Origin of the sequence: Dyella halodurans, assembly GCF_026283925.1 — a bacterium.
In the GTDB taxonomy this organism is placed as follows: domain Bacteria; phylum Pseudomonadota; class Gammaproteobacteria; order Xanthomonadales; family Rhodanobacteraceae; genus Dyella; species Dyella halodurans.
Genome location: NZ_JAPDPF010000003.1, coordinates 111,057 through 132,869 on the forward strand (window position 1 = coordinate 111,057; position 21,813 = coordinate 132,869).

Genomic DNA, 21,813 nt, shown 5'->3' on the forward strand with positions numbered 1-21,813 from the left:
AGCTCAACCGGCCACCGGATGAGCGGGCGCCTTGCCCGCCTTCACCGCAGCGATCCATGCGTTGATGCGCATTTCAAGCACGTCCAGCGGCAGCGCGCCGCCACCGAGCACTTCGTCGTGGAAGGCGCGGATGTCGAACTGGTCGCCCAGCTCCTTCTTTGCATGCTCACGCAGCTCGACGATCTTCAGCTGGCCCATTTTGTACGCCAGCGCCTGGCCCGGCCAGGTGATGTAGCGGTCGGTTTCGGCCTGCACATCCGGCTCGTCTTCGCTGGAATGCTCGTGGAAGAAGTCCACCATCTGCTGGCGCGTCCAGTGCTTGCTGTGCACGCCGGTGTCGAGCACGAGGCGGTCGGCACGCAGCAGTTCGTCGGAGAGGCGGCCGTAGTAGGACAGCGGGTCCTTGTAGAAGCCCAGCTCCTTGCCCAGCTGCTCCGCATACAGCGCCCAGCCCTCGATATACGCGTTGTAGCCCGCCTGCTGGCGGAACGGCGGCAGCTTGGGCAGCGACTGCGCGATCGAGATCTGCATGTGATGGCCGGGAATGCCTTCGTGGTAGGCGGTCGACTCGATGGTCAGCACGCTGCGGTTGGCGTAGTCACCGGTGTTGACGAAGATCTGGCCCGGACGCGAACCATCGGGCGTGCCCTGGTGGTATTCGGCGGCGGCCGCTTCCTTCTCGCGGAACGGCTCCACCGGCACCACTTCCACCTTGGTCTTGGGCAGCAGGCCGAACAGCTTCGGCAGTTCCGGCTGCATGCCCGCCAGGTAGTTGCGGTAGCGGTTGAGAATGTCCTCACGCGAGGTGGCGTGCGTCTTCGGGTTGGTCTTGAGGGCGGCGCGGAAGCTCGCCAGGTCCTTGTAGCCCTGCGACTTGGCCACCTCGGTCATCTCGCCTTCGATGCGCTTCACTTCGGCCAGGCCGATTTCATGAATGCGCTCCGGGCTTTCCTTGGTGGTGGTCATCTGCTCGACATCGAAGCGGTAAATCGCCTCGCCGTTCGGCAGCTGCCAGACGCCAGGTTCGCTGCGGCCGTGCGGCGCGTAATCCTTCGCCACGAACTCGCCCAGCTTCTGGTAGGCCGGACGCACGTCCTGATCGATGGCCGCAAGAATGGCGTCGTGCAGGCGCTTCTGATCCGCCGGCGACACCGACTTCGGGAAATGTTTGAGCGGCTCGGCGAAAACGCTGTCCATGCCGGCGGGCTTGCCGATGCTGTCGATCTGGGTGACGACCTTCTCCAGCAGGTACTTCGGCGGCATCATGCCGTCCTTCAGGCCCTGCTGTGCCACGCTCGTCACCTGCTCGAGCAAGGTTGGCACGGCCTTGAGGCGCGTCAGGTAATCGTCGTATTCCTTGGTGCTGTTGAACGGGACGGAGCTGACGAAACCAGCCAGCGCAAGGTGCGCGCCGCTCATCTGGTCCAGCGGCATCTCGTCGATCTTCAGGTCATGCGCCTTGAGGGCGTCCTGCAGCTGACGCACCATCAGCTGCTGGTTCAGCTTGTCGTCGTCGGAGAAGCCGGTGGTGTCGATCGCCTGGAAGCGCTTCAGGAAATCCTGGTTCTTCGCATACTCGGCCTTGGCGTGTGCCAGTGAGGCGTCGCTCCAGCGGTCGTTGTAGCGCAGGTCGCCAATGATGGTGGCGAACTCCGGCGCGTTTTCCAGATTGTGCTGCCACTGCTCAGCCAGCAAGGCATTCAGCGCCTTCACGCGCGTCGCCACGTCCGCCTGCGTCGCCGGCGCCGGCGCCGCCGCCTGTACGCTGGCCACACCTGCGGCCGACATCAACAAACCCGCCAGAACCATACGCGGTCCGATTTTCATGGAAACACCCTTCCGGTTGAAATAGACCCTATTCTCCACGGCCAGCGCCACCGCAACCCGTGCCGGACTGCATGGTTCGGCGACCGGTTTGCCCCCGTTCAAACTGAACGCGTGGCCACCACCGGTGGCACCGCCGCCGCCCGCAGGGCGGGGCCGAGCACGGCCAGCTGGCCGAGCAGCCACAATGAGACGGCACCCATGGGCAGGTAATACAGCGGCAGGCGCGGCAGCTCGTAGAACTTCATGAGCGCCAGGTTCAGTCCAAACGCCAGCACCATGCCGACGAGGATGCCGCCACTGACGATCAGGAAATTCTCGGTCTGGAAGTAGCTGAGAATGTCCTGCCGGGTGGCACCGATGGCGCGTCGGATACCGATCTGCTTGCGGCGTTGCTGTACCCAGAAACTGGCCAGGCCGACGATGCCCAGGGCGGTGACCAGCAGCAGCGAGGCGATGACGGCCACCAGGATGCCCGTCATGGTGCGGTCCTGTTGGAAGAAGCTTTCGCGCAAATCGCCGATGGTTTGCGTGCCCTGCAGGTCGAGCACGGCGTCCGGGGCCACCTTGGCAATCGTCTCGCGAGCATCACGCAGTACGCGGCGGATATCGGCGGGAGCCGCCTTGATCAAATAACTGCCGGAAAGCCCCGGCCCAGGCTGCGCCGGCAGGAAGGCCGACCAGCCCCCGGTGCCGGCGCCCCATAGGGCGGGAGCGGGCACCACCAGGCGATCGATAACACCGACCACCTGGTAGTGCAAGGGCTTGCTCCAGATCGACTTGCCCAGCGGATCCTCGCCAGGCCACAAGTGCTCGGCCAGCTCCCTGGTCACCAGCACGGGCGCGAAACTCGGCATCAAGCCGGAGAACGACTGATAGTCCTCCGCCTGCAGGGCCCGACCCGCCACCAGGTGAAACCCCAAGGCCTCCGCGCTGCCCGGGCCGCCGAGGTAGAACTCGATCACGCCGCCGCGATGCAGCCCCTCGGCATCGGTGGTGATGCCCATCGAGCCGCGTCGCTCGCCGAACGGAATGGAATTGAGCACGCTGACCGACTGCACGCCGGGAATGGCGCGCAAACCCGCCGTCACCCGCGCGTTGACATCCACCGACTGGCGGTCTTCGTAGCCGCTGATCGTCAGCGAGGCGAGCGAGGCTTCATCGACGCCGCTCTGGATATGCATGTCCCGGACGCGATTGGCGATCAGGAAACAGGCGTTGCATAACACCGCACAGGCAAGCGCGATCTCCAGGCCGATCAACATCGCGGCGAGCCGGTGACGGCGCAGGGCAGAAAGTATGGGTCGTATCTGCATGGGGCCCTCAGAGTGTCTTCAATTGCAGGCCGGGTGCCACGCGACTGGCCCGGGCGGCCGGCAGCACGCCAGCGATTAGACTGGTGGCGATGGCAAGCGCAAACGTGAGCAGGAACATGCGGCCGTCGAGATAAGCCAGATCGGCAAAGGCCACCGGCTGGCCACGCACGACCCACAGCCCGAGCAAGGTCAGCAGCAGGCCACCCACACCGCCGAGCAAGCCAACCATGCCTGCCTCGACCAGGCATTGCGCGAAGATGGCAGCGCGACTGGCACCCAGCGCCCGACGCACGCCGATCTCACCGGAACGGCGCAGGAATTTCGCCAGCAGCAGCCCGATGGTGTTGAACAAACAAATGGCAAGAAACGCGAACGCGAGCCAGGTCTGCAGGCGCACGTCGCTTGGCACTACGCCATTGAAGTCCAGCCATTCCATCAAGCTGCGCAAGCGCGTGTTCTGCGGTCGCACCACGCGACCCAAGGCGTGCTGCTCGGCCGCGTAGCCATCGAGGAAGCGCTTGAACGCGGTCACCTTGGCCGGGCTGTTCAATTGCACCCACACACCCAGCCATACGCACGGCGCGTTCTGCAGATGGCCCGGGGTCGACGGTGGCAGCCAACAGGTGAACTGATAGAAATTGCCGTCGTTGATTTCCAGGCCACTGGTGAACGGTGTGAACACATCCTGCGGCTTGCTGTAGAAGTCGGCGGTCTTGCCCGCGGCGAAACGGCCGCCGGCCACGGTGTAGAACTGCGGCGATGGTCGCCACGGCGCCAGCACGCCAACGATGCGCACATCGGTATCGCGCAGGCGCAGCGTACGGCCCACGCTGTTGGCGCCCTGGAACAACCGGGCATTGAGGTCGGCGGAGATCACCGCCACGCGGGCATGCTTGTCGTCATCCTCGGCGCGCCACGGCCCGCCATACTGAAACGGCACGTCGAACATCGGGAAGAAGTCGGCCGTGGTCGACAGCATCGATGGCATCAGCGGCGGCAACGAGGCATCCGGTGCGCGCAGCTTCACCGCGCTATCGACCACCACGGTCTGCCGGTCGGCCAGATGGGCATTCAGGATGTCCATGGCGGTCGGATAGTCGAGCTTGTCCAGCGGCTGCTTGCGCTGCTCCGGCGACGGATCGGTATCGACCTGCGCGTAGAACAGCGAGCCGCTGCGTCCCGGCAGCGGATCGCCCGACAGCAGATGCATCACGGTCAAGGTGGTCATGCTGGCGCCGATGCCTACCGCGATCGCCAGCACCATCAGCGCGGTGAGCACGCTGTTACGACGCAGGCCGCGCCATGCCAGTTCAAGATAGTAGCCAAACATCCCTATCTCCCCGTAGCGCCGCCCGTAACGGGCGGCGGCCTTCCATTACACCGAACGCGTCGCCACCACCGGCGGCACCGCCGCTGCGCGCATGGCCGGACCGAGTACCGCCAGCTGACCGATCACCCATAGCGAGAGCGCACCTACCGGGAAGTAGATCGCCGGCAGGCGAGGCAACTCGTAATGCAGCATCAGCATCAGGTTGATGCCGTAGGCGAGCACCATGCCCAGCGCGATACCGATGGTGGCGAGCAGGAAATTCTCGGTCTGGAAGTAGTGCAGGATGTTCCGACGGGTCGCGCCCAGCGCACGCCGCACGCCGATCTGCCGGCGCCGCTGCGCCACCCAGAAGCTGCCCAGGCCGACGATGCCCAGGGCCGTCACCACCAGCAGGGCGATGCATACGCCCACCAGCAAGCCGGCCATGGCGCGGTCGTTCTGGAAGAAGTTGCTGCGCACCTCGTCCCACGGCCGCTGCTTCAGGATGACACGATGCGGATTGATCGCCTTCATCTTGGCCACGGCGGCCTTCAGCACGGCGTCGCGATTCTGCGGATCGGTGCGGATGATGTAGAGACCCTGGGTGATGCGCATCGGCAGCACCATGGTGAACTCGGCGGTGGCATTGTCGGTGAAGGCTGGCCGCACCAGATGCTTCACCACGCCCACCACCGTCATCGGGTAATCGGCGTAGTAGATCACCTTGCCGAGCGGCTGCTGTCCGGGCCACAGGCGTTGCGCCAGGCTCTGCGTGATGACGGTGACCTTGGGAATGCCCTTTGCGTCCTTGACCGAGGCGGCCCTGACCACATCGTCGAAATCCATGTAGTCGTCGGGCTGCAGGTTGCGCCCCTCGACCAGTTGCGTGCCCAGCGTCTGCAGCACGTTCTCGCCCGTGTAGGTCGTGGCATTGAGCGTCGACACACGCTGGTTGCGGTCGAGCTTGATACCGCCGTTCCACGAGGAATTGCCGAACGGCACCTGGTTCGCCGACGACACCTGCAGCACCCCAGGAATTTGCCGCAGCGCAGCCAGATCTTCCGCGGTCCGTGCTTTCTGGTTCTTGTTCGGGCCGATGTCGGCAAACAGGATTTCCAGCAACTCGTGCTCGGCCACGCCGCTGGTCATATGCATGCGGTCGAGGCGCTGGTTGATGAGGAACACCGCGTTGCACACGATGGCGCAGGTCAAGGCGATCTCGATGATCACCAGGAAGGCGGTGATCTTGTGACGACGCAGTGTCGAAAGAATCGGCAGGATGTCCATGGCGTTGTCCTTACTGGCTCTTCAGTTGCAGCGCAGGAGTGATCTGGCAGGCGCGCCAGGCGGGCAGCAGGCCGGCCAACAGGCTCGACCCCACGGCCAACAGGAAGGTGATCAACAGCATCGACATGTCCAGGTGCGCGAGCGCCGCGTAGTCGGAAGGTTGCTTGCGCACCAGCCACAGGCCGAGAAAGGCCAGCAGCAGGCCGCCCGCGCCGCCGGCGAGGCCGATGACGCCCGACTCCACCAGCAGCTGGGCAAACACCTCGCGCTTGGACGCGCCCAGTGCGCGGCGCACACCCAGCTCACCCGAACGGCGCAGGAATTTCGCCAGCATCAGGCCCACCGTGTTGACCAGGCAGACCAGCAGGAAGCCGAAGGCCAGCCAAGTCTGCAGGCGCACATCGCCGGGCACGACCTTGTTGATGTCCAGCCACTCCATCAAGGCAGGCAGGCGCACATTGGGCGGCCGTTGAAAGCGGCCCATCGCCTTCTGTTCCTGCGAGTAATGCAGCAGGTATTCCTTGTAGGCGGCGGCATCGCCGGTGCTGCTCAACTGCACCCAGAATTGCAGCCACACGCAGGGCGCGGTTTCGAGGTGCTCTTCATCGCCACCGCCGGTGCCCCAGCAATCCATCGAGCCGTTGTGGTCAAAGCGCAGCTCGCGCGCGGTGGTGAGCGGCAGGAACACATCTTCCGACGCGACATAGTTGCCCATGTTCATGTCGTAGAAGTGCGGATTCGGCCGCCAGCTGTCCAGCACGCCGATCACGCGGAAGGCGCTATCGCCCATGCGCAGGGTCTGGCCGGTGCTGTCCTTGCCGGCGAACAGCTTGTCGTTGAGCGTGCGGGTGATCACCACCACGCGCGCCTTGTCATTGTCATCTGCCTCGCTCCAGCCACGGCCGAACAGGAACGGCACCTGGAACATGGCGAAGAAGTCGTCCGAGGTGTAACGCGCATCGGCGTAAAACGGGTCCATGCCCGACTGCGCTGGCTGCACCGGTACCGCGCCACCGGTCATGAGGGCCTGGTGCAGGCCCCGCTTGGCATGCAGCAGGTTCATGCCGTCGATCCAGGTGACCTGTTGCATCGGCTCCTTGCCGGGCTCGTAGCCGTCCATGTCCTGCGGATCGAGCTGCGGGTAGAACAGCGTCGCGCTCCTGCCAGGCATCGGGTCACCCGACAGCACATGCAGCACGGTCAGCGTGGTCATGCTGGCGCCGATGCCGAGCGCAATGGCCAGCACCATCAACGCGGTGAGCGTCTTGTTGCGCCTGAGGCTGCGCAGCGCCAAATCCAGGTAGTAGCCGAACATACGTTTCCCCTCGCTTCCTGACTTTTCGTGCGGTCAGACCGACCGCGTGGCCTCTACCGGAGGCACCCGTGATGCACGCATCGCCGGCGCCAGCACCGCGCCTTGGCCCAACAACAACAGGATCACCACGCCTGCCAGCACATACACCAGCGACAGCCGATTCATCTCGAAGCGCGTGACCAGCCACAAATTGATCGCAACGGCCAGCAGCACGCCAAACAACGCACCCGCACTGCTGATCAACAGGTTCTCGGTCATGAAGTAGTTGAGAATGTCGCGCTGGGTGGCACCCAGGGCACGCCGCACGCCAATCTGCTTGCGCCGCTGGCCCACCCAGAAGCTGGTGAGGCCCACGATGCCCGCCGCCGTGATGGCCAGCAGCACCACGCAGATCACCCCCATCAGTATCGCCATGCCGCGATCACGCTCGTAGGCACGGGACCGCACTTCCGTAAAGCTCAGCAGGCCGTCCTGTTCATTGATGATGCGGCGCGGATTGTGCGCGAACAGCGCCTTCGACGCCGCCTTCATCGCCGCGTCCAGCTGGCCGGGACGTGCGCGCACGATATAGAACGTACCAATCGTCGAGGCCAGCCGCTTGGGAATGATGGTGGAGCGATGCGCAAACTCGGCCGCCCAACGGTCGACGCTCTGCGCCTGCAGCACGTCGACCACGCCGACGATGGTGCCGGGGCCGCCGACCATGTAAATGGTCTTGCCTACCGCGTCACCATTCGGGAACAGCTTGTCGGCCAGTGCCTTGGTGACGATCATCTGCGGCGGTGCCAGCGTGTCGCGCACATCCATGGCGGCGATTTCATCGGCGCGGAAGTTGCGGCCGGCGATCAGCTTCAGGCCCAGCGTATCGATGAAATGATCGTCCGCGAAGTAGACCGTGGATCCCGTCGTGTCCTGCTGCTGGTCGGGCTTCAACTTGATGCCGTCGTCCCAACCGCCGCCGCGCAACGGATAGGAGTTGCTGGGCGTCGCGTCCTGCACGCCGGCCAGCTGACGCAGCACCACCAGGTCCTCGCGGATCTTGGCATCGGCCTGCTGCGGCGTCGACGTTCCCACCCATTCGTTCTGGATCACGAAGATATCCGCCTCATCCAGCCCGGTCGGCTCGGACAAGTGGCTCACGCGCTGGTGAATGATGAACAGCGCATTGCAGACGATGGCGAGCGTCAGGGCGATCTGCATCGCGATCAGGAAGGTGCCCGCCTTGTGACGGCGCAACGCGGAAAGAATCGGCTTGATCTGCACGGTTCGCTCCTCGCCTCAGTTGGACTTCAGCTGCCAGGCGGGCTGCACTTGCGCCGCCCGCCAGGTGGGATAGAACGCAGCCAACACCGTGGCGGCAATTGCCACCAGCAAGGTCAGTGCGACCAGGGACAGATCCAGGTGCGCCAAACGGGCGATCTGTGGCTCGAACACCAGGCCGACGCCCCAGATGCCCAAGCCAGTCAGCAACAGTCCGAGCACGCCACCGGCCAGACCGACCATGCCGGCCTCAGCGAGGAACTGGCGATAGATGTCGGCACGCGACGCACCCAGCGCGCGGCGCACGCCGATCTCCGGCGCACGGCGCATGAACTTGGCCAGCAGCAGGCCGATCGTGTTGACCAGACAGATCAACAGAAAGCCCAGCGCCAGCGATAGCGAAATGCGGCTTTCCGGCGGCACGGCGTGCAGGAAGTCGAGCCATTCACGCACGTTGCGCAAGCGATTGTTCGGCGCCCAGTTGAAACGGCCAGCACGACGCTGGTCATTGGCGTAGCTGTCGAGGAATTGCCGATAGGCCGCCACCTTCGACGCGCTGTTCAGCTCGACCCAGGGACTGACCCAGACGCACTCGCCATGCAGCCAGCTGTCGCGATCGTCACCGCGCTTGCCGTCGCTGCCGCAGTTGTTGTTGCCGTAGGTTTCGATCTTCTGGTCGATCGCATACGTGAACGGGATATAGATCTGCGCGGGATCGGCGAATTCATTGCCGTCGAACAAGTCGTAGAAGCGCGGCTTGGGATCCCAGTTGTCCATCACCCCGACGACCCGGTACTGGCGGTCATCCATGGTGATGCGCCGCCCCACGCTGTTCTGCCCGGCGAAGAGTTTCTGGTTGAGGCTGCGGCTGATCACCACGATGGCCTCGCGCGATTCGTCCTCGACGCTACCCCAGGGATTGCCATACAGGAACGGCGCCTCGAACATCGGAAAGAAATCGCCATAGGTGGCATAGCCGGTGGCCTTGAATGGCATCTTGCTCGAGTCACCCGGCATCACCGACAAGCTCACCGGGTACAACAGGGTCTGGCGATCCGCCCGGTGCGCGCGCATCAGCGCCATCGCATCGGTATAGGTAAGCGCACTCGGCGGCTCGCCATGGCGATTGAATTGCGGACCGCGGTTGTCGATCAGCGGCACGAACAGCTGTGACGACTTCTGCGGTATCGGGTCGCCCGACACGGCGCGAAACACCGCGAACGTCACCATCGAAGCCGCCACGCCAAAACCAATCGACATGATCATCAAGGCGGTCAGCAGCGGATTGCGGCGCAGGCTGATGGCGCCCAAACCCAGGTTGTGCATGAACATGCCGCTCATAGCCACCTCACTGCGCACTCGCCATCCGCTGTTGCCCGAACACTCATCCAACGCTCCTTCGCTCTAACCATGGCTCAGACCGACCGGGTCGCCTCGACGGGCGGCACGCGCGCGGCCCGCATGGCCGGCGCAAGCACCGCGCCCTGCCCCAGCAGCAGCAAGGCCACCACGCCCACGGCCACGTACACCAGCGAGAGCCGCGCCATCTCGAATTGCGTCACCAGCCATAGATTCATGCCGATCGCGAGCAGCGCGCCAACGACCACGCCAGCGACACCGATCAGCAGGTTCTCGGTCATGAAATAGCTGAGGATGTCGCGCTGCGTGGCGCCCAGCGCTCGCCGCACGCCGATCTGCTTGCGGCGCTGGCCGACCCAGAAGCTGGTCAGGCCGACAATGCCCGCCGCGGTGATCGCCAGCAGCACCAGGCACACCACGCCCATCAGGATCGCCATGCCGCGGTCGCTCTTGTAAGCCTGTGCGCGTACGACGTCATACGTGCGCACGCCACGCTCGGAGGGGATCACGCGCATGCGGTTGAGCTTGTACAAGGTCTCCGGCACGGACTTGGTGATCGCCGCCAACTGGCCCGGTTTGCTGCGCACCATGTACGAGGTGCCGCCACCGGTGAGCTGGTAAGGCAGCAGCACGGCGTTGTCGAGGAAGGTGTCGGACCAGCTGCTGTTCCACGGCACTTCCAGCCGCTCGACGATGCCGATGATGGTGCTCGGCTTGGTGCCGTCATCGACGTACACCACCTTCCCCAGACCCGAGCCATCCGGAAACAGTTTGTCGGCCAGTGTCTTGGTGACCATGATCTGCGACGAGGCCACGACCGCCTTGGGATCCATTTCGACGATTTCGTCGGAGCGGAAGTTGCGCCCCGCCACCAGCTTCAAGCCCATCGTCGCGAGGGCATGGTCATCGACGAAATACTGGGTGGTATGCGTCTCGGACTTCTTGGCATCCGGGTTGGTGCGCACGCCGGTCGACCAGCCGCCGCCGCGCAAGGGATACGAGTTGATCGAGATGGCGTCTTCGACACCCGGCAGCTGGCGGATCGCCTGCACGTCGGCGCGAATGAGCGGGCCAGTCTTTTCGTCATCCACGCCGACCCAGCGGTTCTGCAGGGTCAACAGGTCCGTTTCGATCATGCCGGTGGGGCGCGCGATGCGGTCCAGGCGTTGCTGGATGATGAACAGCGCGTTGCAGACGATGGCCAGGGTCAGCGCGATCTGCAAGGCGATCAGGATCGTGCCTGCCTTGTGGCGCTTGAGTGCGGCGAGGATGGGCTTGATTTGCAGCATGGTCGTCGCCTCAGTTGGATTTCAGCTGCCAGGCAGGCTGGACCTGCGCCGCACGCCAGGTGGGATAGAACGCCGCCAGCACCGTCGCCAGCACTGCCACCAGCAGGGTCAACGCGATCAGCGAGACGTTGAGCCGGGCCAGCCGCGCGATATCCGGATCGAACACCAGGGTCACGCCGAACACGCCGACACCGGTCAGCAACAGGCCCAGCAGACCGCCGGCCAGGCCCACCGTGCCTGCCTCGATCAGGAACTGTGCGTAGATCTCCTTGCGCGATGCGCCCAGCGCCCGGCGCACGCCGATTTCCGGCGCGCGCTTCATGAATTTCGCCAGCAGCAGGCCGACCGTGTTGACCAGGCAGATCAGCAGGAAGCCGAGCGACACCAGCAGCGAGACCTTGGCCTCCTGCGGCACTACCTTCTCGTGGTCCAGCCATTGGGGGACGTTGTACAGGCGCACGTTCGGCGCCCAGTGGAAGCGGCCGCTGCGCTGCTGTTCGGCCGCGTAGCCGCGCAGATAGTCGCGATAGCCGGCCGCCGCCGTTTCGTCGGGCAATTCGGTCCAGTACTGGATCCACACGCATTCCGAGCGGATCCAGGCATCCCAGCCTTCACCGGCGTGCTTGTTGCAGTTGTTGTTGCCGTTCGTCGCCATCTTCAGGTCGATAGCGCGGGTGAACGGAATGAACAGCTGGATCGGGTCACCGAAGCCCGAGGTGTTGACGGGATCGAAGAACAGCGGCTGCGGATCCCAGGTGTCCATCACGCCGGTGATGCGATAGTTGCGGCCGTCCAGGTTGATCTCGCGACCTACGCTGTTGGCGCCATTGAACAGCTTGTCGTTGAGCTTGCGCCCGATCACCACGGTCGCCGCATGCGCTTCGTCGTCTGCACTCTGCCAGGCGCCGCCGTACAGGAACGGCACGTTGAACATGGCGAACGCATCGGCATACACCGCGTAGCTGCTTTCGCGGATCGGCAGCAGGCTGGCATCGGCCGGAATCACCGAAGGCGCCACCGGGTACAGCGCGGTCTGCCGCTTGCCGCGGTGATCGCGCATCAGGCCCATGGCGTCGGTGTAGCTCATCGCCTCGGGCGGCTCGCCCTTGTTTTGCGCCGCATCTTCCGGCCCCCAGTTGTCGATCAGGGGCACGAACAGCTGGGACGATTTGTCCGGTATCGGATTGTTCGAGGTGGCGCGGAACACCGAATACGTGGTCATCGAGGCGGCCACGCCAAAGCCGATCGCCATCACCATCAGCGCTGTCAGCAAGGGATTGCGGCGCAAGCTGCGAAGGCCAAGCTGAATATAGTAAGCAAACATCGTTATCCGCTCTGGTGGTGATGACGGCCTCCCGACGGCGCGGGAGGTCTCATGGGTAGGCCCGGATCAGGCCGGCGCGTTGTTGCGCGCCGCGTGCACGGCGTGGTGGAAGCGCGGGTCTTCCGCCAGATCCACGACCTGGCCGTCGATGATGTGCACGTTGCGCTGCGCGCGGGCGGCCAGCTCCGGATCATGCGTGACCATGACGATGGTGGCGCCCTCGCGATGGATCTCCTCGAGCAGTTCCATCACGCCGCGTGCCATCTGCGTATCCAGGTTGCCGGTCGGTTCGTCCGCCAGCAGCAGGCGCGGCGAGCCGGCCAGTGCACGGGCGATGGCGACGCGCTGCTGCTGACCGCCGGAGAGTTCGGCCGGATAGTGCTTGGCGCGCGAGGCCAGACCCACGCGTTCCAGCGCGTCCATGATGCGCTGCTTGCGCTCGGCCGCCTTCATGCCGCGATAGCGCAGCGGCACTTCGACGTTGTCGAACACGTTGAGGTCGGGAATCAGGTTGAACGCCTGGAAGATGAAGCCGATCTTCTCGTTGCGGATCTTCGAGCGGGCGTTGTCGTTGAGGTTGCTCACCTCGACGCCGTCCAGGTGGTACTCGCCACCGGTGAAGGTTTCCAGCAGGCCGGCGATGGTGAGGAAGGTGGTCTTGCCGGAGCCGGACGGGCCGGTCACGGCGACGAACTCGCCTTCTTTCACATTGATGTTGAAGTCGCGCAGCGCGTAGGTCTCCACCACTTCGGTGCGGTAGACCTTGGACAGGTGAGTCATCTTGAGCATGTGTGCTTCCTCAGTGGTGGTTGTCGCCCCTCCCCTTGCACGCAAGGGAGGGTTGGGTCGTTAGTTGCTGATGGCGACGCGGGCCGCGCCCTTGAAGCTGTCGGTACCTGAGATCACGATGTTGTCGCCTTCCTTCAGGCCATCGAGAATCTCGACCTTGTCGATGCTGCTGGCACCCACGCGGATCGGATGCTTCTCGGCAATGCCGTCGCGCACGATGTAGGCATAGCTGCCACCCGATTCGTCGACGAAGGAACCACGCTGCACGGTCAACACGTTGTCGCGCTTGTCGAGCAGGATGCGCACGGACAGGCGCTGGTTCTGGCGCAACTGCTTGGGCGTCTCGCCGTCGAAGCGCAGGCGTGCCGCCACTTCGCCGTTGACCACTTCAGGCGAGATCGCGCTGACCAGGCCCTTCCAGGTGTTGCCGTTGCCGGTGATTTCGCCGCCCATGCCGATGCCCAGGTCGCGTGCGAAGCTTTCCGGCACCTTCATTTCCACTTCGAGCGCGGAGAGGTCGATGACACTGAGCAGCTGCGCGTCCTTGGCCACCGTGGCGCGTTCGGCGATGAACAGCTGACCGACCTGGCCATCCACCGGCGACTTCACGTTGAGATCGTCGACCTGGCGCTGCAAGTCCTTCACCAGCAGCAGCTGGCGCTCATGGGCGAGCTTCTTGGACTGGATGTCGAACTCGAGGCTGTTGCTGTCCGTGCCCAGGTCGGCCTTGGCATGGCTCATGGTGATCTTGGCCTTTTGCAGCTCGTCCTTGGCCTTGTCCACGTTCATGCTCGGCACGGCGCCCAGCCCGAAGGCCTTCTCGTAACGAGCAAGGTCGCGCTCCGCGCCCTGCTGGTCGATCTGCGCGTTGTCGTAAGCCTTCTGCAATTCACCGCGCTTCTTGCGCGCGTCGATCTGGGCGCGCAGGTAATCCACCTGCATCGCATCGGCTGCGCTCTGTTCCTGCGCCAGCTTGTTGGTCAGTTCGGGGCTGTCGATGGTGGCAAGCACCTGGCCCTTCTTCACTGCATCGCCAGCGTGCACCTTCAAGGTCACGGCACCGCCGTAAGTGGCATAGAGGGTGGGGCTGACCGCTGCCACGACCTTGCCTTCGGCGGCGATGTCACGCACGAAGGGGCCACGCTGCACCGTGGCGAACGCCAGGCGCGAACCGCTTACCGAGGCGTCGGCCGAGAACAGGCGGCCGATGCGCGGCGCGAACAGCGCCATCAGCACCAGCACGGCCACGCCGCCGCCGATCCACAGCAGGCGACGCTTGCGATTGGGTTTGACCTCGACCAGTCGGTCTTGAGCGGAGGTGTCGCGAATCATCGATGTGTCCCTGGCCGCGGACAGTGCGGCCCCTGGACCTATCTGAGCAAGCGGCGTGCCAACTCAAAATCGATGCTTTATATGTGTATTTTCAACATGTTATTGGATGCCATCCGAAGCGGACAGCTGTCCGCGGACAACTGGACGGACAAACGGACAAGCTCCGCGGCCGCCTCAGCCCAGGGTCGGCTCCAGCTCGACGGCGGCCGCCCGGGCCACCTCGCCCGCGATGCCCCGCCCCAAGGCGGATACCTTCGCCAGTGGCATGGTCTCAAGAAGCTGGAGCGCACCCACGCGGCGGTGGCGGAACTGGGCCAAGGTAGCGCTGGCCGCCCGGCATACCAGTCGCTCCGGGCGTAGCGGCGCCAGCGGCAGCAGCCGGCTCCCGGCAAGCAAGGCATCCCAGGCGAGATAGTCCGTGTCCGGCAACAGGTGCAGCCTCGCACATGGGCGACCTTGTGCATCCATGCAGTCGATCCATTCGCGCGGCCCCTCTGCGCCGATCATGCTGGCGGCCACGAGTTCCCGCGTGTCGAACAGCGGCGCCAGCTCGCACTGCGCCACCAGCCAGCCGGTGCAAACCGGCAGATCCTGCGGCGCCGGGCGCGGCGCCGGCAGATACAGCACGCTGCCCAGCAGGGGCAGGTGGGCTGCCAGTTCGACGCCAAGCATCGACACTGAGCAACGGGTGATGGACCCAGCGTCGGCCGCAGGGCACATCGCGGCGAAGGCGTGAGTGAGCCAGCCAAGCATAGTCATTGCTCCTTGCAGGGAGGCGACCCGGCTGGCGTTCCGCGGAACGGCGTGGCGATAGGCCTGGAGTGAAGCGCCGGCCCTGGAGCCAGCAGGCGAACGGGCGTCCTTGCCCACAAAGCGCTCCTCGGGGGACGGCGAGCTATTTCGTCAGGATCAGCTTGTTATTGCGGGTGAGCCGCAGGTGGTATTCGCTGCCCTGATGCTGGATCACCAGCTCGCGCTCGCCGTTCAGCAGCAGCTGGCTGGAGATGCGCCGCGTCGCCGGGGTGTCGTCAGCGGCGGTGGGCTGGAGGCTGAGCAGGCGAAACGGGCGGGCTGGCGCTTCAGCACGTTGAGGCAGTGACAGGACGGGCATCGTCATGAGGGAACTCCGCAGTCGGAAGTGGCCACTCGATGATAATGATTCGCATTTGCGTGTCAACCCACTGATTCGCCGCACCCAACGGTTGCTCAGTGACCCGACGGGCTCGGGCCCTTCGCCTCGGCGCGTTCCTTGGCGAGGCGAGCCTCCAGATTTCCCCTTCCCTGCTTGGCATAGGCACGGCAGGCGTTGGCGTCGACCAGCGGATTGGGCGTCGTGCCGGCATCGCGCCGCGCCACCCGGTCGAGGAAATCACTCTGCTCCGGATGCGGGGTAATCAGGATGTCGCAGGGCAGCGCGGCAAGGGCGTCGATGCCGCGGCGAAAGTCCTCCACGCGATGCGGATGCGCCGCGTCGTCGGTGAAGTGGTAGCCCTTGGCGCCGTAGGGGTAGAGGCTGTCCGCATAGACCATGTTGAGGCAATGACCGGCATCGCAGGATTGCCAGGTCCACGTGGTACTGCCCGGCGTGTGGCCCGGCGTGTAGTGCGCGGTGATGGCAAGCTCGCCCACGCGCACTACGCCGCCATCGGGCACCGACGTCACCTCGGCAACGGGCGCAAACGGGGACGTTTCACCGAATTGCGGATCGTCCGGATCCTTGCCGCCCAAGCTCAGGGCCTTCGCCCCGGCCTCGCTCGCTGCCACGCGCGCACCACTGTCACGCGCCAGCGTGGCGATGGCACCGGCATGGTCAAGGTGCGCGTGGGTGTTGAGGATCAGCTTGATGTCCGCCACGCGAAAACCCAGCGCCTTGATATTCGCTTCGATCTGCGGCGCATTGCGCTCCATCGGGGCGTCGATCAGCACGAGTCCCTGCGGCGAGGCGACAAGAATTGCACTGAGTCCACGCGTGCCGACGTAATACGTATTGCCGTAGATGCGGAAGGGCTTTTGCGGCTGCGTCCACTCCGGTGGTTCGGCGAGCGCGAATGATGCGGACAGCGCGGCCACGCACGTGGCGAGAAGGATGGCGAGCGGCTTCATGCGGGGGAATCTCCTTTTCTGACGAGATGTATCGGCGATCGGTGTATTCCAGTCGCCATGCATGGTGACCGCGGCATAGGCAACGAGGGCGGCCGGGCTCGGCGCTCCGGCGGGCGCAACATGGCTTTATTGGGCAAACAAGGCGCATCGCCTCCCTGTGCAGGAGCGCACCCAGTGCGCGACCATCCGGCAGGACTGCCGGATGGCACAGCGCGGCTACCCGAGTTACTGACCAGCGACCGTGGTATCGCCGGGGTCGCGCACTGGGCGCGCTTCTACATAAGCGAAGGGCTCGGGCGCTTATTACGCCATCAGCGCAACGCCTCATCGATGCGCTTGAGCACGCCGGCATCCAGCTTCGGTATCACCTCCAGCGCCGACAGATTCTGCTCCAGCTGCTCCAGCCGGCTGGCCCCCAGCATCACCGTCGACACATGCGGATTGACCAGACACCAGGCGATCGACAGCTGCGCCAGCGACACGCCCAGGTCGGCGGCGATCGGGGCGAGGCGGCGTACCTTGGCGATCTTGTCGCCGCCCTGCTCCAGGATCGCGTCGCGCAGCCACTCATAGCCCGGTTGCGCCAGGCGCGCATCGGCAGGCATGCCATCGTTGTACTTGCCGCTCAGCAATCCGGAGGCCAGCGGCGACCAGATCGTGGTGCCCATGCCGTAGGCGTCGTAGAGCGGCGCGTACTCCTGCTCCAGCCGTTCGCGATGCAGCAGGTTGTACTGCGGCTGCTCCATCACCGGCGCGTAAAGATGGTTCTCGCGCGCCACGCGATGGGCCTCGACGATCGCCTCGGCGGGCCACTCGCTGGTGCCCCAATAGAGCACCTTGCCCTGGCGCACCAGGGTATCCATTGCCGCCACGGTTTCCGCGATCGGCGTATCCGGATCAGGGCGATGGCAGAAGTACAGATCGAGATGCTCGACCCGCAGCCGCTGCAAGGCCTGGTGGCAGGCTTCGATCACGTGCTTGCGAGAAAGGCCGCGCTGGGTCGGCAGCGGCTGCTCGACCGCACCGAAATACACCTTGCTGGACACGCAATAGCTGTCGCGCGGAAAGCGTAGATCGGCCAGCACATCACCCATCAGGGTTTCGGCCACGCCATGGTTGTAGACCTCGGCGTTGTCGAAGAAATTCACGCCGCGATCGTGCGCCATGGCCAGCAGATCGCGCGCCAGCGAGCGTCCCACCTGTTTGCCGAAGGTGACCCAGGCGCCAAACGACAGCGCGGACAACTGCAGGCCCGATTTTCCTAGACGTCGATATTGCATGGGGCACTCCGCTTTCATGGGGATGGATCAGCATGCCAAGAGCATGCGGCCTGCGTCCAGCATGGCTGCTTTGGCGCTCGCCTATACGTCATGCCGACGCCCTCCCGGCTACGCTCTCGCGGCTTCGACGTTTGCATCCCTTTCTGCCAAGGAACCATGCCATGTCACTGATGAAGGGTTGGGCCGCGCAAGAGGCGGGCAAGCCGCTGGTTTTCAGCGAGTTTGATCTCGGACCGCTCGGCGCTGAGGAGGTGGAGGTGGCCGTGGACTACTGCGGCATCTGCCATTCCGACCTGTCCATGATCGACAACGAATGGGGCATGTCACGCTTTCCGTTCGTACCAGGGCATGAGGTGATCGGTCGTGTGATTGCCGTCGGCTCGCATGCCAAGGGGGTCAAGGTCGGCCAGCGCGTGGGCATCGGCTGGACGGCGGAAAGCTGCATGCATTGCCATCAATGCCTGTCGGGCCACCAGAACCTGTGTCCCGAATCCGTGCCCACCATGGGCGTCCACCACGGGGGCTTCGCCGACAAGGTGCGCGCGCACTGGGCCTGGGTCATTCCGCTGCCGGAAAACATCCACTTGCCCAGCGCAGGCCCGCTGTTCTGCGGCGGTATCACCGTGCTCAAACCCTTCCTGGCCTACAGCATCAGCCCCAGCGCCCGTGTCGGCGTGGTCGGCATCGGCGGCCTCGGCCATATGGCGATCAAGTTCGCCAATGCCTGGGGCTGCGAGGTGACAGCCTTTACGTCCACCGCGGCCAAGGAGGCTGAGGCACGAGGTTTCGGCGCCCACCACGTGGTCGCAAGTCGCGATGCTGCGGCCATCAGCGCCATTGCCGGCACGCTGGACCTGCTCCTGGTGACCGTCAATGTCCCGATGGACTGGAATGCGTATATCGGCACGCTGGCGCCGCGCGGCCGCATGCATGTCGTCGGCGCCATCCTGGAACCGATTCCGATATCGGCATTCGCGTTGATCCTGGGGGAACGCGAAGTGTCCGGCTCGCCTACCGGTTCGCCCATCGACATCGCCACCCTGCTCGACTTCGCGACCCGCCACGACGTGCGTCCGCAGGTGGAAATGTTCCCCATGAACCAGGTCAATCAAGCGCTCAGGCATCTGGCCGATGGCAAGGCGCGCTACCGCATCGTGCTGGAGGCGTAGACGGACCAGCGCCTGAATCGCGGCGGGACTGGGCTAGGCAGGTCTGGCCCGGTGCTTGATGGAAATCCTGCCCTGTCAGCACAGCCTTGCTTCGCCCGCGGGCATCGGCGTCGATGTCCGCGAGCGATGGGCGAAACAGCAGGGCCAAACGCTGCTTGTCGCGCCGGCCCGGCCGCACTCAGGGAAGCACGTGGACCGCGGTGCGCCCGTCGAGGCCGTCGTCAGCGTCCGAACGCCATAGTGCCTTGCGGATCCGGTCACTGGTTCCCCAGGTCTTCAGCGCCGCCAGGACCGCCTCATCCTGGGTGTCCTTCCTCACGTAGAAGTCCAGGTAGCGGTGGTCCTCGCAAGCAACGTCGCAGTGGAAGCTGGAGAATCCCAAGGCCTGGATCTGGCCGAACTCGTTGAGGATCACCACCGCCGCGTCACCCCCGCGGTCATGCGATGGCACGGCCGCAAACAGGAAACGCTTGTCGTCCAGCAGTACGACGTGCTCCGGCGTGCCCCCAAGGACGGTAAGCGCCTGTTCGCTCAGGGAGCGATTGGAACGGAAATAGTTGGCTTTCGCGCTGTTCGCAAAGTGTCCCAACGCCTGGGCAAAGCCGGAGGACTTCACCAGTTCGTTGGCGTTGGGGCAGGTCGACGGATCGATCAACCTGCAAGGTCCCGGAGGTGAGGTGCCCGCCGCTGCGGCCAGCGACGGCGCAATCAGCACCGCGACCAGACATGCACTCTTGATAAGAAGCCTACGCATAACACCCCCTAGAAGTGAATCGAGAGCCTGGAACTGGCATCAAGCCATGCAGCACCCGGGTACGACGCCAGTAACCGCTGACGCCGCCAGATGGCGGCAGCGTCAATGTCCGGAATATCGCTGTCCCCGATGTCGGCAACCCGGCGCGTGAACGCCTCCGTGGCGCTCCCGCAACCGCAGGGTCGGACGCTTTACGCGCTCACCGACGCACCGGCGAATGTGTACTGCCGCCATGTGGCAGGCAGAAGTCAGTGCGTCACGGACGTCCAAACGCCCCCTGTCCCGGACGGCACAAGATGTAACACCGCCATGCATGACACGTAAAGGCTTTAGGCCGCAGATGCCGCCTGTGCAGGAATAATTCCTATGCACAGACCTGCGCAGACCTGTAGCTCGAGGCACGCGGCGCGAGGGTGCTCGGCACCTTCGCTGCAACACGGAGAGAGATCAGCGCCGCCGCAGGAACGTGGCGACCCTCGCACTGCGCGAGCTCAGGCGTGCAATAGCGCCTGCACGACCGCCAGCACGATGGCTGCGAATACGCCAGCCACGACATCATCCACCATCACACCGAGGCCGCCCTTGAGGCGGCGATCCAGCCAGCCAATTGGCCAGGGTTTCCAGACATCGAACAGGCGGAACAAGGCGAAGCCGATAAGCACCATCCACCAGGGCGCCAGCAGCGCCGGAATCAGGGCGATCCACAAACCGACGAATTCGTCCCACACGATGCTGCGGTGATCATCGACGCCGAGCACGCGACCCGCGAAACCGCACGCCCACACGCCGATGGTGAACGCGACCAGCAAGGTGAAGAGGTAGAGCTGCAGCGGCAAGGAGCGCAGCAACAGCCAGGGCAGGATGGCCGCCAATGAGCCGAAGGTGCCTTGCGCCACCGGCGCCAGCCCGGAGCCGAAGCCGCAGGCGAGCCAGCCCGCCGGCGTGGCGAGCAGGCGGCGGCGTTGCTCGGAGGTGAGGATCTTCTGGTCACTCATGCGGCGAAATGATCCCACCCGCGGCGCGCCACTTCCAGCCATTGGCCATGCACATCGCGCACCCGCACGCCATCGCTTTCGAGCATGCGCCCGATACGCGTGGCGCCACAGCCCATGCGTGCCAGATCCGTCTGCACTTCGGCCACTCGCGCAGGCGGCACCGTAAAGCACAGCTCGTAGTCGTCGCCACCGCTCAGCGCGAAGTCGCGCGCAGCGACATCGTCAAATGCGCCCAGCAGCATGGACGAGCGCGGCAGTAAGGCTGCGTCGATCTCCGCCCCGAGCCCACTCGCTGCGCAGATATGGCCGAGATCGGCCAGCAGGCCGTCGGAAATATCGATGCAGGCGCTGGCCCGCTCACGCAGGGCGAGGCCGGCGGCCAGCCGTGGTGTGGGCCGGTTCAGGCGTTCAATCAGATAGGCCGCGCGACCATCGCCTTCGTCGATGCGGGCTCCTTGCTGCAACAACTGCAGGCCTGCGGCGGCATCGCCCAAGGTGCCGGTCACCAGCACCACGTCACCGGCGCGCGCGCCGGCGCGGGTCAATGCCTTGCCGGGTGGTACGAAGCCATGCACGGCGACGCTTATCGACAGCGCGCCGCGCGTCGTGTCGCCGCCGATCAGGGCCAGCCGGTGCGGCTGCGCCAGCGCGGCGAAGCCGTCAGCGAAGCCATCGATGAAATCCCGGGTCTGCGCCGCCGCCTGCGTTGGCAGCGTGAGCGCCAGCAGCGCCCATGCAGGGCTCGCCCCCATGGCGGCGAGATCGGACAGGTTCACCGCCAGGGATTTCCAGCCGATATCGGCCGGCGCCGTGCCCTGCGGGAAATGCACGCCTTCGACCAGGGTGTCGATCGCGATGGCGATCTCCTGACCTGGCGGCGGCGCCACCAGGGCGGCGTCGTCGCCAATGCCCAGGCGAACGTCTTCGCGGCCTTGCGCAGTGCGTTCGCGAATACGGTCGATCAGTTGGAATTCCATGCTTGCGGCGATCCTGGATCAGTCAGCAGGAGAACATCTGGCCGCCGCCAGTGCAAGCCAGCATGGATCAAACGCAGGGTTTCGCGGTGCAATGACTTCAATGCAGCCGGGCGATGCGCAAGGAGCGCAGT

Annotated in this window: 19 protein-coding genes; 1 reads left to right on the forward strand and 18 read right to left on the reverse strand. The window is 64.9% G+C overall.

Features of this window, described 5'->3' with window-relative positions; translation table 11 throughout:
• Window positions 1-3: 3 nt before the first annotated feature.
• The 15 genes from OUZ49_RS07290 to OUZ49_RS07360 form a co-directional block, all read right to left on the reverse strand.
• Window positions 4-1,827 (reverse strand): DUF885 domain-containing protein, encoded by a 1,824-nt coding sequence (locus OUZ49_RS07290; RefSeq protein WP_266149611.1) that lies wholly within the window; start codon window positions 1,825-1,827, stop codon window positions 4-6.
• 98 nt (window positions 1,828-1,925) lie between these two features.
• Window positions 1,926-3,140, reverse strand: coding sequence for an ABC transporter permease (locus OUZ49_RS07295; RefSeq protein WP_266149614.1), 1,215 nt, complete (start codon window positions 3,138-3,140; stop codon window positions 1,926-1,928).
• A 7-nt stretch (window positions 3,141-3,147) separates the two neighbouring features.
• A complete protein-coding gene (locus OUZ49_RS07300) occupies window positions 3,148-4,470 on the reverse strand; it encodes an ABC transporter permease (RefSeq protein ID WP_266149616.1) in 1,323 nt (440 codons plus the stop codon).
• Window positions 4,471-4,515: 45 nt separating this feature from the next.
• The gene (locus OUZ49_RS07305) at window positions 4,516-5,736 is read right to left on the reverse strand and encodes an ABC transporter permease (RefSeq protein ID WP_266149618.1); all 1,221 of its coding nucleotides are present in this window, start codon (window positions 5,734-5,736) and stop codon (window positions 4,516-4,518) included.
• Window positions 5,737-5,746: 10 nt separating this feature from the next.
• Window positions 5,747-7,051 (reverse strand): ABC transporter permease, encoded by a 1,305-nt coding sequence (locus OUZ49_RS07310; RefSeq protein WP_266149621.1) that lies wholly within the window; start codon window positions 7,049-7,051, stop codon window positions 5,747-5,749.
• 33 nt (window positions 7,052-7,084) lie between these two features.
• On the reverse strand, window positions 7,085-8,314 hold the full coding sequence (locus OUZ49_RS07315; RefSeq protein ID WP_266149623.1) for an ABC transporter permease: 1,230 nt from the start codon (window positions 8,312-8,314) through the stop codon (window positions 7,085-7,087).
• Window positions 8,315-8,329: 15 nt separating this feature from the next.
• Window positions 8,330-9,643, reverse strand: a complete 1,314-nt coding sequence (locus OUZ49_RS07320) for an ABC transporter permease (protein ID WP_266150035.1) — start codon at window positions 9,641-9,643, stop codon at window positions 8,330-8,332.
• Window positions 9,644-9,726: 83 nt separating this feature from the next.
• A complete protein-coding gene (locus OUZ49_RS07325; RefSeq protein WP_266149625.1) occupies window positions 9,727-10,959 on the reverse strand; it encodes an ABC transporter permease in 1,233 nt (410 codons plus the stop codon).
• A gap of 10 nt (window positions 10,960-10,969) precedes the next feature.
• Entirely contained in the window at window positions 10,970-12,283 is a 1,314-nt protein-coding gene (locus OUZ49_RS07330; RefSeq protein ID WP_266149627.1) for an ABC transporter permease, read from the reverse strand.
• Between the two features lie 66 nt (window positions 12,284-12,349).
• Complete coding sequence (locus tag OUZ49_RS07335; RefSeq protein WP_266149629.1) at window positions 12,350-13,072, reverse strand: ABC transporter ATP-binding protein; 723 nt, start codon at window positions 13,070-13,072, stop codon at window positions 12,350-12,352.
• A 60-nt stretch (window positions 13,073-13,132) separates the two neighbouring features.
• Window positions 13,133-14,404 carry an efflux RND transporter periplasmic adaptor subunit gene (locus OUZ49_RS07340; protein ID WP_266149631.1) on the reverse strand — a complete coding sequence of 424 codons (1,272 nt, stop codon included), beginning with the start codon at window positions 14,402-14,404 and terminating at the stop codon, window positions 13,133-13,135.
• A gap of 174 nt (window positions 14,405-14,578) precedes the next feature.
• Entirely contained in the window at window positions 14,579-15,157 is a 579-nt protein-coding gene (locus tag OUZ49_RS07345) for a hypothetical protein (RefSeq protein ID WP_266149633.1), read from the reverse strand.
• Between the two features lie 142 nt (window positions 15,158-15,299).
• Window positions 15,300-15,521 carry a hemin uptake protein HemP gene (gene hemP, locus OUZ49_RS07350; protein ID WP_266149635.1) on the reverse strand — a complete coding sequence of 74 codons (222 nt, stop codon included), beginning with the start codon at window positions 15,519-15,521 and terminating at the stop codon, window positions 15,300-15,302.
• A gap of 89 nt (window positions 15,522-15,610) precedes the next feature.
• Entirely contained in the window at window positions 15,611-16,507 is an 897-nt protein-coding gene (gene bla, locus OUZ49_RS07355) for a subclass B3 metallo-beta-lactamase (protein WP_266149637.1), read from the reverse strand.
• Between the two features lie 311 nt (window positions 16,508-16,818).
• Window positions 16,819-17,787, reverse strand: a complete 969-nt coding sequence (locus OUZ49_RS07360) for a potassium channel beta subunit family protein (RefSeq protein ID WP_266149639.1) — start codon at window positions 17,785-17,787, stop codon at window positions 16,819-16,821.
• A gap of 161 nt (window positions 17,788-17,948) precedes the next feature.
• On the opposite strand from OUZ49_RS07360, the gene ahr reads away from it, so the two are divergent.
• Complete coding sequence (ahr, locus tag OUZ49_RS07365; RefSeq protein WP_266149641.1) at window positions 17,949-18,956, forward strand: NADPH-dependent aldehyde reductase Ahr; 1,008 nt, start codon at window positions 17,949-17,951, stop codon at window positions 18,954-18,956.
• 178 nt (window positions 18,957-19,134) lie between these two features.
• Here the strand turns inward: ahr and OUZ49_RS07370 are convergent, their stop codons facing one another.
• The 3 genes from OUZ49_RS07370 to thiL form a co-directional block, all read right to left on the reverse strand.
• Complete coding sequence (locus OUZ49_RS07370; protein WP_266149643.1) at window positions 19,135-19,710, reverse strand: hypothetical protein; 576 nt, start codon at window positions 19,708-19,710, stop codon at window positions 19,135-19,137.
• A gap of 491 nt (window positions 19,711-20,201) precedes the next feature.
• Window positions 20,202-20,705 (reverse strand): phosphatidylglycerophosphatase A family protein, encoded by a 504-nt coding sequence (locus tag OUZ49_RS07375; protein WP_266149646.1) that lies wholly within the window; start codon window positions 20,703-20,705, stop codon window positions 20,202-20,204.
• The gene (gene thiL, locus OUZ49_RS07380; protein WP_266149648.1) at window positions 20,702-21,682 is read right to left on the reverse strand and encodes a thiamine-phosphate kinase; all 981 of its coding nucleotides are present in this window, start codon (window positions 21,680-21,682) and stop codon (window positions 20,702-20,704) included. Before thiL ends, OUZ49_RS07375 begins: the two co-directional genes overlap by 4 nt.
• Between the last annotated feature and the right edge of the window lie 131 nt (window positions 21,683-21,813).

Coding starts and splice junctions, on each gene's coding strand:
- OUZ49_RS07305 (WP_266149618.1), bottom strand. CDS start 5,736: ATGGACATCCTGCCGATTCTTTCGACACTGCGTCGTCACAAGATCACC.
- OUZ49_RS07360 (WP_266149639.1), bottom strand. CDS start 17,787: ATGCAATATCGACGTCTAGGAAAATCGGGCCTGCAGTTGTCCGCGCTG.
- thiL (WP_266149648.1), bottom strand. CDS start 21,682: ATGGAATTCCAACTGATCGACCGTATTCGCGAACGCACTGCGCAAGGC.
- OUZ49_RS07290 (WP_266149611.1), bottom strand. CDS start 1,827: ATGAAAATCGGACCGCGTATGGTTCTGGCGGGTTTGTTGATGTCGGCC.
- OUZ49_RS07295 (WP_266149614.1), bottom strand. CDS start 3,140: ATGCAGATACGACCCATACTTTCTGCCCTGCGCCGTCACCGGCTCGCC.
- OUZ49_RS07345 (WP_266149633.1), bottom strand. CDS start 15,157: ATGCTTGGCTGGCTCACTCACGCCTTCGCCGCGATGTGCCCTGCGGCC.
- OUZ49_RS07330 (WP_266149627.1), bottom strand. CDS start 12,283: ATGTTTGCTTACTATATTCAGCTTGGCCTTCGCAGCTTGCGCCGCAAT.
- OUZ49_RS07335 (WP_266149629.1), bottom strand. CDS start 13,072: ATGCTCAAGATGACTCACCTGTCCAAGGTCTACCGCACCGAAGTGGTG.
- ahr (WP_266149641.1), top strand. CDS start 17,949: ATGTCACTGATGAAGGGTTGGGCCGCGCAAGAGGCGGGCAAGCCGCTG.
- OUZ49_RS07320 (WP_266150035.1), bottom strand. CDS start 9,643: ATGTTCATGCACAACCTGGGTTTGGGCGCCATCAGCCTGCGCCGCAAT.
- OUZ49_RS07340 (WP_266149631.1), bottom strand. CDS start 14,404: ATGATTCGCGACACCTCCGCTCAAGACCGACTGGTCGAGGTCAAACCC.
- bla (WP_266149637.1), bottom strand. CDS start 16,507: ATGAAGCCGCTCGCCATCCTTCTCGCCACGTGCGTGGCCGCGCTGTCC.
- OUZ49_RS07300 (WP_266149616.1), bottom strand. CDS start 4,470: ATGTTTGGCTACTATCTTGAACTGGCATGGCGCGGCCTGCGTCGTAAC.
- OUZ49_RS07325 (WP_266149625.1), bottom strand. CDS start 10,959: ATGCTGCAAATCAAGCCCATCCTCGCCGCACTCAAGCGCCACAAGGCA.
- OUZ49_RS07310 (WP_266149621.1), bottom strand. CDS start 7,051: ATGTTCGGCTACTACCTGGATTTGGCGCTGCGCAGCCTCAGGCGCAAC.
- OUZ49_RS07370 (WP_266149643.1), bottom strand. CDS start 19,710: ATGCGTAGGCTTCTTATCAAGAGTGCATGTCTGGTCGCGGTGCTGATT.
- hemP (WP_266149635.1), bottom strand. CDS start 15,521: ATGACGATGCCCGTCCTGTCACTGCCTCAACGTGCTGAAGCGCCAGCC.
- OUZ49_RS07375 (WP_266149646.1), bottom strand. CDS start 20,705: ATGAGTGACCAGAAGATCCTCACCTCCGAGCAACGCCGCCGCCTGCTC.